This is a genomic window from Peteryoungia ipomoeae, assembly GCF_004912165.1.
GTDB lineage: Bacteria > Pseudomonadota > Alphaproteobacteria > Rhizobiales > Rhizobiaceae > Allorhizobium > Allorhizobium ipomoeae.
In genome coordinates this window covers 97,859-109,972 of record NZ_STGV01000006.1, presented here as the reverse complement: position 1 = coordinate 109,972, position 12,114 = coordinate 97,859, and the positions used below count along the sequence as shown (strand labels likewise).

The 12,114-nt window shown below is 59.2% G+C and carries 13 protein-coding genes; 11 read left to right on the top strand and 2 right to left on the bottom strand.

The features are described 5' to 3' along the window. The first annotated feature begins 1 nt into the window (after position 1). The 9 genes from FAA97_RS17210 to FAA97_RS17170 all read left to right on the top strand — a co-directional run bounded on the left by FAA97_RS17210 (position 2) and on the right by FAA97_RS17170 (position 8,866). Positions 2-208 (top strand): hypothetical protein, encoded by a 207-nt coding sequence (locus FAA97_RS17210; RefSeq protein WP_136599793.1) that lies wholly within the window; start codon positions 2-4, stop codon positions 206-208. 286 nt (positions 209-494) lie between these two features. Continuing rightward, on the top strand, positions 495-1,199 hold the full coding sequence (locus FAA97_RS17205) for a FadR/GntR family transcriptional regulator (RefSeq protein ID WP_136599792.1): 705 nt from the start codon (positions 495-497) through the stop codon (positions 1,197-1,199). Beyond that, entirely contained in the window at positions 1,196-2,368 is a 1,173-nt protein-coding gene (locus FAA97_RS17200; protein ID WP_136599791.1) for a PLP-dependent transferase, read from the top strand. The genes FAA97_RS17205 and FAA97_RS17200 overlap by 4 nt, the downstream gene beginning before the upstream one ends. Before the next feature lie 38 nt (positions 2,369-2,406). Then, positions 2,407-3,666 carry an ABC transporter substrate-binding protein gene (locus tag FAA97_RS17195; protein WP_136599790.1) on the top strand — a complete coding sequence of 420 codons (1,260 nt, stop codon included), beginning with the start codon at positions 2,407-2,409 and terminating at the stop codon, positions 3,664-3,666. A 71-nt stretch (positions 3,667-3,737) separates the two neighbouring features. Beyond that, positions 3,738-4,661, top strand: a complete 924-nt coding sequence (locus tag FAA97_RS17190) for a carbohydrate ABC transporter permease (RefSeq protein WP_136599789.1) — start codon at positions 3,738-3,740, stop codon at positions 4,659-4,661. 4 nt (positions 4,662-4,665) lie between these two features. Beyond that, a complete protein-coding gene (locus FAA97_RS17185; protein WP_136599788.1) occupies positions 4,666-5,499 on the top strand; it encodes a carbohydrate ABC transporter permease in 834 nt (277 codons plus the stop codon). A gap of 11 nt (positions 5,500-5,510) precedes the next feature. After that, on the top strand, positions 5,511-6,578 hold the full coding sequence (locus tag FAA97_RS17180) for an ABC transporter ATP-binding protein (RefSeq protein ID WP_136599787.1): 1,068 nt from the start codon (positions 5,511-5,513) through the stop codon (positions 6,576-6,578). A 297-nt stretch (positions 6,579-6,875) separates the two neighbouring features. Beyond that, positions 6,876-8,480, top strand: coding sequence for a phosphoethanolamine transferase (locus tag FAA97_RS17175; RefSeq protein ID WP_168801039.1), 1,605 nt, complete (start codon positions 6,876-6,878; stop codon positions 8,478-8,480). Further along, positions 8,477-8,866 (top strand): diacylglycerol kinase, encoded by a 390-nt coding sequence (locus FAA97_RS17170; protein WP_136599786.1) that lies wholly within the window; start codon positions 8,477-8,479, stop codon positions 8,864-8,866. The genes FAA97_RS17175 and FAA97_RS17170 overlap by 4 nt, the downstream gene beginning before the upstream one ends. A 111-nt stretch (positions 8,867-8,977) precedes the next feature. Here the strand turns inward: FAA97_RS17170 and FAA97_RS17165 are convergent, their stop codons facing one another. Beyond that, the gene (locus tag FAA97_RS17165) at positions 8,978-9,517 is read right to left on the bottom strand and encodes a cytochrome b/b6 domain-containing protein (RefSeq protein WP_136599785.1); all 540 of its coding nucleotides are present in this window, start codon (positions 9,515-9,517) and stop codon (positions 8,978-8,980) included. Positions 9,518-9,520: 3 nt separating this feature from the next. Continuing rightward, positions 9,521-9,787, bottom strand: coding sequence for a PepSY domain-containing protein (locus tag FAA97_RS17160; protein ID WP_136599784.1), 267 nt, complete (start codon positions 9,785-9,787; stop codon positions 9,521-9,523). Positions 9,788-9,945: 158 nt separating this feature from the next. On the opposite strand from FAA97_RS17160, the gene FAA97_RS17155 reads away from it, so the two are divergent. Beyond that, on the top strand, positions 9,946-10,614 hold the full coding sequence (locus FAA97_RS17155) for a response regulator transcription factor (protein WP_136599783.1): 669 nt from the start codon (positions 9,946-9,948) through the stop codon (positions 10,612-10,614). Next, positions 10,604-11,995: a sensor histidine kinase gene (locus FAA97_RS17150; RefSeq protein ID WP_136599782.1), complete on the top strand. Its 1,392-nt coding sequence runs from the start codon at positions 10,604-10,606 to the stop codon at positions 11,993-11,995. Before FAA97_RS17155 ends, FAA97_RS17150 begins: the two co-directional genes overlap by 11 nt. The last annotated feature ends 119 nt before the right edge of the window (positions 11,996-12,114 follow it).

Below are 12,114 nucleotides of genomic sequence, written 5' to 3'. Positions count from 1 at the left end.
CATGTTTAAAGACAACAGATTGAGCATGAGCGCGGACGGTGACAGCCTCACCCTCGCGGTCACGAACGCGCGGCGCGAGCGCGTCTGCAATACCGTTTGCGACATGCATGAATGCATCATCAGCGGCTGCACCGTGGCCGATACTGTCGGCTTCCTGATGGACCGGTTGCTGTCTCTTGAACCCCGTGACGTCCCTGAGCAACGCTGACTCGTTGCCGCACGGCCTTTAGTCGAGCGCCTGGGGCGCGCGCTCAGTTTTAGTGCAACGACGGCTGAAATTCTTCAGGTCAGGGCCGGTTGCATTCGGCAAGCCACTACCCACACCCCCCACAGCCCCAGATAGTCTGGTGACTGCGCACCACCTTTTTTGATCAACAAGCGCCTCTGGCTCGACATCGTAATTTGTCGAGCTGCGTGGCCGCGCGCAGGCAACTCCGTTGACAAGAGGCGTTGCGGCTGATTGATATGATGTCAGACCAATTTAAAGGGCGACAATGAAATCCACCCTTTCTCCGCTTCCGCCTGCAGATCGAGGCCGACAGGTCATGGAGTCACTCGCAGCCTATATCCAGCAGGCGCGGTTGGCCGCCGGTGATAGGCTTCCGGCAGAGCGGGAGCTGATGGCGGCCCTCGGCGTCGGTCGCTCGACCATCCGCGAAGTTATCCGGCAGTTTCAGGCGCTGGGCGTCATGGAAACCCGCAAGGGAAGCGGCACCTATCTTTTGAAACCGATCACCTCCGGCACGGTCCACATGCCATTGTCCGTCACCATGGACAATCTCCGAGACGTGCTTCTCCAAACGCTTGAGGTTCGCCGCGGGATCGAGTGTGAGGCCTGTATGGTTGCGGCCCGCAAACGCACCGATGGCGACTTGCAGCATATCAGCAGGGCATTGGACGAGATGGAACGGGTGCATCTGGAAAAGGGAACGGCCGGAAAAGAAGACCTCGCGTTTCACCTTGCCATTTACGACGCCACGCACAATCCCCTTTTCCGGCAATTGCTGGAGCAGATGCGGGAGGCCTTCGAAAGCTTCTGGGAAACGCCCTTTGACCGTCCGGATTTTGCCCGCAGGTCCTTCCCCTATCACCGCACCCTGTTCAACGCGATTGCGGCCCAGGACACCGAGGCCGCGCGGCGGGAAACCATCAAGATCCTCGATATCGTCGAGGAAGACATCAAGGAAATGTCCAAATGATCACCGGCATCGACCCGTTCGACCACGCCTCCTTCGTCGTTGCCCATGACGAGACCAATGCCTTCGAGGCGGTTGTTCCTCCGATCGTCCAGACCTCGCTTTTCACCTTCGAAACCTACGATGAAATGGTCGCGACCTATCGTGGAGAGAAGACCAGACCGGTCTATTCGCGTGGGCTCAATCCGACGGTCCGACATTTCGAGGACATGCTGGCGAAGCTCGAGGGCGGTGAGGATGCGCTCGCTTTTGGTAGTGGCATGGCGGCCATCTCCTCCACAGTGATCACCTTCATCGAGCCAGGGGACCGAATCGTTGCGGTGAAACATCTCTATCCGGACGCCTTCCGGCTGTTCGGGACGCTTCTGAAACGGATGAAAGTCGACGTCACCTATGTCGATGGCACCGACCTCGAAGCGGTCGAAAAGGCCATGCCGGGCGCAAAGCTCTTCTACATGGAAAGCCCGACAAGCTGGATCATGGAGCCCCATGATGTCGCGGCACTGTCCGTGATTGCGAAAAAGCACGGCGCCGTCAGCGTCATCGACAACAGCTGGGCGAGCCCCATCTTCCAGCGCCCGCTGTCGCTCGGCGTCGATCTCGTTCTGCATTCCGCCTCGAAATATCTTGGCGGCCATAGCGACGTGGTTGCCGGCGTCGTGACCGGATCGAAGGACCTCATCGATCGCATTCGCGGCGAGGCCCTGCCCTATCTCGGTGGCAAGATGTCACCTTTCGACGCCTGGCTATTGATCCGTGGCCTGAGGACCCTGCCGATCCGCATGAAGGCTCATGAGGCGGCAGGGCTTGATATCGCCCGCCGCCTTCAGGCGCGGCCAGAGGTCGAGAAAGTCAACCATCCGGGACTTGCCAACCAGTTGCCGCCGGGGCTTTCCGGCACATCGGGCCTTTTCTCCTTCGTCTTCCGCGAGGGTGTCGACATCCGTGCCTTCGCCGACAAGCTTCAATTGTTCAAGCTCGGTGTGAGCTGGGGCGGACACGAAAGCCTGATCGTGCCGGGTCAAGTCGTGCTGCAACAGAAAGCCCAACCGAATTCCGCCCATGCCTTCGGCATGCATCCGCGGTCCGTGCGTCTTCATGTCGGCCTCGAAGGAACCGAGGCCCTGTGGAGAGATCTGGAGGAGGCCATCGACGCCGCCCGCCAACCTTGAGTCTGTCAAACAAATCTCAACAAGAGGGGAACCATTCAATGAAAACGTTTCTGACAGCAGCCCTGATGACGGCCCTGATGGCCGGTACCGCACTCGCCGACACGACGCTCAAGCTGGTGGAAGTCATCACCAGCCCGGAACGCACCGAAACATTGAAGTCGATCGTATCGACTTTCGAAAAAGAAAACCCGGGCACCAAGGTCGAGATCATCTCCCTGCCCTGGGGTGAAGCCTTTCAGAAATTTGCGACCATGGTCTCAGCCGGCGAGATTCCGGATGTCATGGAGATGCCCGACACCTGGCTGTCGCTCTATGCCAACAACGGCATTGTCGAAAGCCTTGAACCCTACCTCAAGGAATGGGACCAGACTGCGGATCTTTCCGATCGGGCGCTGGAGCTTGGCCGCGACGTCAAGGACACAGCCTATATGCTGCCCTACGGCTTCTATCTGCGGGCCATGTTCTACAACAAGAAGCTTTTGGCAGAAGCCGGTGTTTCCGAACCGCCCAAGACCATGGAGGAATTCGCCGAAGCTTCCAAAAAAGTGTCTGCCCTGCCCGGCAAATATGGCTATTGCCTGCGTGGCGGCCCCGGTGGCCTCAATGGCTGGGTCATGTTCGGCGCATCGATGGCAGGTGACAATTCCTTTTTCAAGGAAGACGGCACGTCGACCATCAATAACGAAGGTTGGGTCAAGGGCCTGACCTGGCTGATCGACCTTTACAAGAATGGTTACGCGCCAAAGGACAGCGTTAACTGGGGCTTCAACGAAATCGTTGCCGGCTTCTACAGCGGCACCTGCGCTTTCCTCGACCAGGATCCCGATGCCCTTATCGCGATTGCCGAGCACATGGGCGAAGACGATTATGGCGTCATGACCATGCCGAAGGGACCCGATGGCAAGACCTTCCCGACCATCGGCTATGCAGGCTGGTCGATGATGTCGGCAAGCGAGAACAAGGATCTGGCCTGGAAACTGATCGCCACGCTGGAAGGCAAGGACGGCAATATCGCCTGGAACAAGCGGACCGGCGCCCTTCCGGCGCTGAAATCTGCGGAAAGCGATCCCTTCTATTCCAGCCCGCAGTTCAAGGGCTGGTTCGAGGAACTCGCCGACAAGGATGCGGTGCCGACCGTCATGCCGACGCATCTCGAGGAATTCGCCTTCTTCAAGGACTCGCTGGTGATCAAGACATCGCAGCAGGCCCTTTTGGGTGACATCACCCCGCAGGAGCTGGCTGACCAGTGGGCCGAATATCTGACCAAGGCGCAGCAGAAGCATCTGGCAAAGCAGTGACCCCTTGACGACCGGGCGGAGCAGTAACGCTCCGCCCGGCTCGACCACTCCAGAAACCGGAAGTCAGAACGATGATCTCACCCCGCCACCCGGGTGATCGACGGCCGCTGCTCAGGCGGATCGCCGACGCAGCCGACCCCTATCTCTACAGCGCGCCAGCGTTGATCCTGATCGTGGCCGTCATGCTCGTGCCGCTTGTCCTTGGCATTTCCTATGCCTTTCGTGACATCCAGCTTCTCAATCCGTTTTCCGGCGGCTTCATCGGGCTCGATCATTTCCGTACGCTGGGCCAGGACGCGGATTTCTATCGCGCCCTGAAAAACACCCTTTGGTGGACAGGTGCATCCGTTGCCCTGCAGTTCTTCTTTGGGCTCATCCTGGCGCTTCTGCTGGACAAGCCCTTCTATGGCCGGGGCCTGGCGCAAGCCCTCGTTTTCCTTCCCTGGGCGGTGCCGAGTTTTCTCGCGGGTCTCAACTGGGCCTGGTTGTTCAATCCGGTCATTGGACCACTGCCACATTGGCTGCATGCGCTCGGCATTCTGTCGGAACCAAACAACATTCTTGCAGACCCGCAGCTTGCGATGTGGGGGCCGATCCTTGCCAATGTCTGGTGGGGCATTCCATTCTTTGCCATCACACTTCTGGCGGCACTTCAATCTATTCCCCGCGACCTCTACGAAGCGGCCGCCATCGATGGCGCGGGTCCGGTGCAGCGCTTCCTTTCGATCACCTTGCCCTTCCTGGCTCCGACAATCGCAATTACCGTCTTGCTGCGCACCGTGTGGGTCTCAAACTTTGCAGACCTGATCATCGTCATGACCAATGGCGGTCCGGCGGATCGAACCCAGATCGTCGCCTCCTACATCTTCACCCAGGCCTTCAAGCGGCTCGACTTCGGCTATGCCTCGGCAATCGCGCTGGTGCTGCTCGTCCTGCTGCTCGCCTATTCCATGCTGATCGTGCTGCTGCGGCAGTCGCTCCTCAACAAGGATTGAGCCTATGAGGACCTCTCGTATCGCCCGCACGATCGCCCATCGGCTCGCGATCCTCGCCTATATCGTTGCGGCGCTCTTCCCGCTTTACTGGCTGCTCAAGGTCTCCGTGACACCGAACGAGCTTCTTTACAGCGAAGGTGTGCGGATGTGGCCCTCGCGCACAACCTTTGAGCATTTCAGCTTCGTGATCACGCACAGCGCCTTCCCAACCTTTTTCAAGAACAGCCTGATCGTGGCAGGCTGCACGGCACTCGTGGTAACGGTGCTTGCGTCGCTCTCGGGCTATGCCCTCTCCCGCTTCAATTTCCGGGCAAAATACTGGATCGTCGCTTTGATGCTGCTGACCCAGATGTTTCCTCTGGTCATGCTGGTCGCCCCTATCTTCAAGATGCTGTCGCCCCTCGGCCTGACGAACAGCCTGACAGGCCTCGTTATCGTCTATTCGGCGTTTAACGTGCCTTTCGCCACCTTCCTGATGCAGTCCTTCTTTGATGGAATTCCGAAGGATCTTGAGGAAGCTGCGATGATCGATGGTGCCACCCAGTTTGTTGCCTTCCGGCAGATCATCCTGCCGCTGACGCTGCCAGGTATCGCGGCAACGCTCGGCTTTGTCTTCACCGCCGCGTGGTCGGAACTGCTCTTTGCCCTCATGTTGATCTCCGGCAATGACTCTGCGACCTTTCCGGTCGGGCTCCTGTCCTTCGTGTCGAAATTCTCCGTCAATTTCGGGCAGATGATGGCGGCCGGCGTGCTTGCCCTGATCCCCGCCTGCCTCTTCTTCCTCCTCATCCAACGCTATCTCGTCCAGGGCCTCACGGCCGGTGCGGTCAAAGGCTGAAAGGTATTTCCATGGCTTCCATCAGTATTTCGGCCGTCAAGAAGAACTACGGCCACTTTCCGGTTCTCCACGGCGTCGATCTCTCGATCAAGGACGGTGAGTTCATCGTGCTTGTCGGCCCTTCGGGCTGCGGCAAGTCGACCCTGCTGCGCATGATTGCCGGTCTGGAAGATATCAGCGCCGGTGAGATCGCGATTGAAGGTCAAAAAGTCAACGACCTGCCCCCCAAGGATCGGGACATCGCCATGGTGTTCCAGTCCTATGCTCTCTACCCCCATATGACGGTGGCCGAGAACATGAGCTACAGCCTGCGGCTTCGCAAGACCGCCAAGGAGCGGATTGCCGACATCGTCGCCAATGCCTCCACAAAGCTCGGCCTCGACGCTCTTTTGCAACGCCGCCCGAAGGCTCTGTCGGGCGGACAGCGCCAGCGTGTCGCCATGGGACGCGCCATCGTTCGCCGGCCGAAAGCCTTCCTCTTTGACGAACCGCTCTCCAACCTCGACGCGCGCTTGCGCGAGCAGATGCGGGCTGAAATCAAGAAGTTGCACGCGGACCTCGGCGCAACCTCGATCTACGTGACACATGACCAGATCGAGGCCATGACGCTCGCCGATCGTATCGTTGCCATGCATGGCGGCGTCGTTCAGCAGGTGGGGCCGCCGCTCGAACTCTATGACCGTCCGGCCAATCTCTTCGTCGCAGGCTTCATCGGATCACCGGGGATGAACTTTATAAACGGGTACTATGTCGCCCGTGAAGACGGCGCCGCCGTCCGCTTTGCGGACGGGACCTTGGTTGAGGTGGAAGCCCGCGGCACGCTTGCCAACGATACGGCTGTTACACTGGGCATTCGTCCGGAGCACGTGGTGATCGCCCCGAACGGGGCCATCGAGGCCGGCGTCGACCTGATCGAGCCGACCGGGTTTGGCATCATCATGCATCTCTCCGTGCATGGCCTGCCCTTCAAGGTCTTCACACTGGACCGCGCCGTGCTTGAATCTAGATCCACCATACGCGTCGATTTCCCGAGGCAGACATTGCATGTCTTCGATGGGGAAGGTCGCCGGGTCGACTGATCCACGCAGGCAGCCAGCGGGTCATAAAAGCGAAGTTGGGGCATGACAGAGCGTGCCCCCTCTTGTTCAGCAAGCACTGCCCTCCACACACTGTGACAGTAGCGGCGCGGCGGGCGCCTGTGTGGCCGACTACCATTTTCCGGCGTTTGCGGCGCGGTGTATGCCCCTCCCACCCAAGCCTGCGAAAACCACCGTTCAGGTCTCTGTCAGCTTTACCCGGCAGTGCATCGGATATCTTTGATCCATGCACGAAAGGACGCGGGCTTGTTCAAGACGTTTGCGAGCTTCAGACCGCGGATGCGCAGCGAGTGGTTGAGCCTTCTCACCGCCATCTACCTTCTCTTCTTCATGAATGGGACATTCTGGACGAAGTCCTCCGTTTTTCTCAAGGGCGATGCTTTTGCAGTGATTGCGCTCGGCATCGGGCTGCTTGCTGCTTTCACGGCGCTGACCGTCACCTTTTCGGCAAAATACGTGATCAAGCCGGTTCTGATTGCGGCCGTTCTGGCGAGCGTTTCGGGAGCCTGGTTCATGGACCGGTTCGGGGTCATCATCGATGGCGAGATGATCCGCAATGCCATGGAGACCAATCGGGCGGAAGCCGGTCACCTGATCACACCCGCCTTCATCCTTCACATGGTGCTGTTCGGCCTTTTGCCGACACTCTTCATCTTCATAGTGGACGTGGTGCATCGGCCGATCCTGAAGAAGGTCGCGGTCAACCTCATGATCATCCTGCCCTGCCTGTTGATCTTTGGGCTGGCGGGGCTGTCCAACAGCGGCACTTACATTTTCAACATTCGCCAGCATCGAGACTGGTTCCGCAGCTTGAACCCGGTCTTCCCCATGGCCAGCGCTGCCGGTTTCCTGATCGGGGAAAGCAAGGAGAAAGACATCGTCGTTCAGCCGCTCGGCATGGATGCGAAGGTCTCGGATGCCATCACAAACGGCGAGCGCAAGCCGCGGGTGACCATCATTGTTGTCGGCGAGACTGCACGGGCTGAGAATTTTCAGCTCGGCGGCTATGTACGCCAAACCAATCCCGAGCTCTCAAAGCGCGACATCGTCTATTTCAAGAACACATCGAGTTGCGGAACGGCAACGGCCGTGTCTGTCCCCTGCATGTTCTCCGTCTATGGCCGCAGCGATTATTCCCACGCAAAGGCACTGGCCACCGAAGACCTGATGGATGTTCTGAGCCACGCCGCTATCAAGACGGAGTGGTGGGACAACAACACCGGCGACAAGCACGTCGCCGACAGAATAAAAAAGACAGAGCTGTTCAAGTCGGATGATCTGCGCTTTTGCAAGGATGGTGAATGCCTGGACCAAATCCTGGTCGACGGTCTCGACGCATGGCTGGAGAAGGTCGATGGCGACTCCGTTTTGGTGCTGCACCAACTCGGCAATCATGGCCCCGCCTACTATCTGCGTTATCCCGAGGAATTCCGGAAATTCGGGCCGGATTGCCGCTCGGTCGAATTCGACACCTGCACGCCAGAGACAATCGCCAACGCCTATGACAATGCCCTGCTCTACACCGACCACATCTTGGCGCAGGTGATCGACACGCTTGAGGCGCATGGAAATCGGCTGGACACGGCGATGATTTACATGTCGGACCACGGCGAGTCACTCGGAGAGAACGGTCTTTACCTGCATGGCGCGCCCTACATGTTTGCACCGACGCAGCAGACCCATGTGCCATTTGTGCTCTGGGCGTCGCCGGGTCTGCAACAGTCGACCGGGATAGACAAGGCTTGCCTGGCAGCGAAGGCGGATGCGCCCCTGTCTCACGACAACCTCTTCCACAGTGTTCTCGGCCTGATGCAGGTGACGACGCAGATCCATGATCCCGCACTCGACATCTTTGCACACTGCCGCAACGGAGTATCCTCATGACGCATGACATAAAATATGCCCCATTGAAGCACACGGGGCTTGCCCATCTTTGGTCTGCTGCCGGTTACTCGGCTGGCGGCCTAGCGCGACTGGCGAAGGAAGCGGCCTTTCGTCAGGAGATCCTGGCCGGCGCCGGATTGGCGTTGGCCTATGGCGTGATGGATGTGGCGACAGCAATCCGGCTCTCCGCCGCTGTCCTGTTCCTGCTGTTGGTTGCGATGGAAGCGGTCAACACAGCGATCGAGGAGATCATCGACCGCATCTCTCCCGAGCTGTCGGAGACAGGCAAACACGCCAAGGATCTCGGCTCGCTGGCCGTCTTTTGCCTGATCTCAGCCAATTCCATTCTTCTGCTTTACGCGCTGTCGATTGAATTCACGACGTGAGTCCCTTGCTCCTGTTGAGAGGGTCGACGGGAGCGGTTTCGCAAGGTGCAGAATGCAATGAGGACGCCGCAAGTTGCGGCGTCCTCATTTGTTTTGAAGGAATTTGCGAGATCAGAAGATATCACCGGGAGCGGGTGCCCGCTTGCGGCCGGTGATCATGGATGCCACCAAGTTCTCGTGGTGCCGAAGACTTGCATGGACGACACCAATCACATGCAGCGCGATGGCGACGAGCAGCAGTTCCGCCAGCACTTCGTGGGTTTCCTCGACCCACTCCACGCCCCAATAGGCATCCGTTGTTTGCATGAAGCCGGTGAGCGCGATGCCAGCGACCATAACAAGCAACGCGACGACCATGGCCGCACCGAGCGGGTTGTGGCCGATGTAACGCGGCTCCTTGTGGTGCAGCGTTTCGCTGGCATAGCGAAGCGTTCGCTGCGGCGAACGGATGAACTGGGTGAAGCGTGCATACCGCGTCCCGGCCAATCCGAGGACGAGCCGCAGGCCAACCAGGCCGGCGGCCGCATAGCCTGCCACTTCGTGCACACTCTGCAAATCGTCCGCCGTTAACCAGCACAAGGCGACACTGCCCGCAAGGCTCCAGTGGAAGAGCCGGATTGGACGATCCCAGACCTTGACTGTCGACGCCATCGATCAATCCTCGATCTTCATGTCGACGGATTCAAGAGTCTGCGGATTGAAATAGGCCTCGACCTTTTCGCCCTTGGCATTGATGACATAGGCTTCGTAGCAACCGTCTTCCGTCTTGATCGAACGGACTTTCCAGCCTTCGCCCTCGAGCTTGGTCTGCAGGGTCTCGCGCGGCTTCCAGTCGGCCATGGCGACTTTGCATTTTTCCGAGGCGAGAGCCGTACCGGCGAATGCTGTTGCAAGGCTGAGAGCAATGATAATCTTGCGCATGGGAGGTGTTCCTTTCCTGTGTTGGACACGGATTGCAAGATCGAGCTTCAAGCTGACAACCACCTGAAGACATCCTTCAACCTTGCGGGTGGTTCAGCGGCCTGTCAGTTTCAGCTGCAATGAATGATGACATAGCCGCTTGAATAGAGGTTATCGGGATGCGGGTTCTCTTGGTGGAAGACGACGAGATGCTGGGCGATGCTGTGAAGACCTATGTGGACCGCCAGGGCCATGCCGTGGACTGGGCGCTCACGCGAGACGAGGCTGAAGCGAGCCTCGAGGCCGCCGCATATGATCTCGTTCTCCTGGATTTGCGATTGCCGGATGGCAGCGGGCTCGACATCCTCAAGGCCATGCGCGCCCGCCGCGACGAAATGCCGGTCATCATCATGACGGCGCATGACCAAGTGTCCGACCGGATCGCCGGACTGAACGCCGGAGCAGACGACTATCTGGTGAAGCCTGTCGATCTCGGCGAATTGCAGGCGCGCATACACGCCGTGTCACGGCGCTATGGAACGCACAAATTGCCTGATCTCCTGATCGGTGGCATCGCGATTTACGCTTCCGAGCGACGGATCACTGCCGAGGACGGCGAGGAGATTCTGCTTTCGTCACGCGAATGGGCCGTGCTGGACCGGTTGATCGCGCGAAAGCGCGCCATCGTTTCCAAAGCACAGATCGAAGAGGCGCTCTATGCCTTCGGGGCGGAGGTCGAGAGCAATACTGTGGAAGTTTATGTCAGCCGCCTGCGCAGAAAGCTGGGCAGGCAAGCTATCGAGACCGTGCGAGGCGTCGGCTACAGGATTTCTGCCGATGCGATTTGAGACCCGAAGCCTTGCCGGACGCCTCGTCTGGTCACTGTCGATCCTGCTTGCCGTCTTCTGGACAATCGCAGTCGGGCTTTCGATCCATGTCATGCGCGCGGAATTTGACGAGGTCTTCGATAGCGCCCTGCAGGAAACCACGGAACGTCTGGCCCCTCTGGTGGTCGACGACCATTTCCGCCGTGACGCCGGCAGCGAGCCGAACCGGGTCGCCGCCCTTACCCCGGGCGCAGCCGACGAATACCTGACCTACCAGGTGCGCGATGCCGCAGGACGCGTGCTGATGCATTCGCACAATGTCGGGACGGAGCCTTATCCCGCGCCACTTGCCCCAGGTTTCTGGAGCGGCGACGGCGTCAGGATCTTCACCATCGCGACCGTCAGCGATACGCTCTTCATACAGGTGGCAGATTCACTCGCGCATCGCCGCGAAGCGACACTCGAAAGCGCCTTGACGCTGCTCTTGCCTATCCTGCTGCTTCTGCCGCTTGGCATGGTCGCGACCCGCTGGATTGTGGTGCGCGCGACACGCCCCGTCAACGCATTGCGGGACGCGATCAGCGTACGAGACGGAAGCAATCTCGAACCGATCGCTCTCGGTGGCCTGCCGACAGAAATTGCGACGATCCCGGGCTCGATAAACACGCTGCTCGCACGTCTGAAACAGGCAATAGAGGCCGAGCGGGACCTTGCTGCCAACAGCGCGCACGAACTGCGCACACCCCTTGCCGGGGCGCTCGCCCAGATGGAACTGCTCTCCCAACAATTGAGCGAGCCGCAGGACAAGTCTCGATCGGAACGTGTCCTTGAAGCGCTGCGCCGCTTATCTCTGATGCTGGAGAAACTGTTGCAACTCTCCCGCGCGGAGGCAGGCATCGGGTTCGCGCGCACACCGGTCGACTTGATCGCCCTCGTCGATCTGCTTGTCGAAAGCTTTCAGCGCTCCCATCCGACGGCAACCATCATAGTTCAGCCATCGCCGGGCCTGTCGGAGCTCATGCGGGCGATTGACCCTGACGCCTTCGCGATTGCCTTCAACAATCTTCTGGAAAATGCAGCCCGCTATGGGTCCGAGGGAGAGCCCATCATGGTCGCCGTAACGAAGGATGGGCTGATCACCATGACCAACAGCGTTTCAGTCCTCTCCGATCCCGATCCAAATGTCTACCGGACGCGTTTCAAGCGCGGCCAGACCAGCAAACCTGGAGCCGGTCTCGGTCTTGCGATCGTCGACAAGCTCATGGCGCAGATGAACGGTACAATGGCCTTAAGGACCGTGACATTAGCGAGCGGGCGCTCGGGCTTTCAGTGCGAACTCTCTTTTCCAGCCGATGAAAATGAAGATCGAGGTCTTCCTGCACCTCTCGGCGAAACCGGTTGATATTGATAGCTCACTCCAACGCTGCGGCGAAGCGCACGAACTGCCGTCCGCCGCCATTGCCAAGCTCCGACTTGTGATCTTGTGGCGCTCCTTCAGGCCGTCCATGTCCATTCTCTCGA

Excerpts from the sequence above, each read along its gene's own strand:
- FAA97_RS17175 (WP_168801039.1), top strand. The coding sequence starts at position 6,876 with ATGCGCAGCGAGTGGTTGAGCCTTCTCACCGCCATCTACCTTCTCTTC.
- FAA97_RS17165 (WP_136599785.1), bottom strand. The coding sequence starts at position 9,517 with ATGGCGTCGACAGTCAAGGTCTGGGATCGTCCAATCCGGCTCTTCCAC.
- FAA97_RS17180 (WP_136599787.1), top strand. The coding sequence starts at position 5,511 with ATGGCTTCCATCAGTATTTCGGCCGTCAAGAAGAACTACGGCCACTTT.
- FAA97_RS17200 (WP_136599791.1), top strand. The coding sequence starts at position 1,196 with ATGATCACCGGCATCGACCCGTTCGACCACGCCTCCTTCGTCGTTGCC.
- FAA97_RS17170 (WP_136599786.1), top strand. The coding sequence starts at position 8,477 with ATGACGCATGACATAAAATATGCCCCATTGAAGCACACGGGGCTTGCC.
- FAA97_RS17205 (WP_136599792.1), top strand. The coding sequence starts at position 495 with ATGAAATCCACCCTTTCTCCGCTTCCGCCTGCAGATCGAGGCCGACAG.
- FAA97_RS17185 (WP_136599788.1), top strand. The coding sequence starts at position 4,666 with ATGAGGACCTCTCGTATCGCCCGCACGATCGCCCATCGGCTCGCGATC.
- FAA97_RS17160 (WP_136599784.1), bottom strand. The coding sequence starts at position 9,787 with ATGCGCAAGATTATCATTGCTCTCAGCCTTGCAACAGCATTCGCCGGT.
- FAA97_RS17210 (WP_136599793.1), top strand. The coding sequence starts at position 2 with ATGTTTAAAGACAACAGATTGAGCATGAGCGCGGACGGTGACAGCCTC.
- FAA97_RS17155 (WP_136599783.1), top strand. The coding sequence starts at position 9,946 with ATGCGGGTTCTCTTGGTGGAAGACGACGAGATGCTGGGCGATGCTGTG.
- FAA97_RS17150 (WP_136599782.1), top strand. The coding sequence starts at position 10,604 with ATGCGATTTGAGACCCGAAGCCTTGCCGGACGCCTCGTCTGGTCACTG.
- FAA97_RS17195 (WP_136599790.1), top strand. The coding sequence starts at position 2,407 with ATGAAAACGTTTCTGACAGCAGCCCTGATGACGGCCCTGATGGCCGGT.
- FAA97_RS17190 (WP_136599789.1), top strand. The coding sequence starts at position 3,738 with ATGATCTCACCCCGCCACCCGGGTGATCGACGGCCGCTGCTCAGGCGG.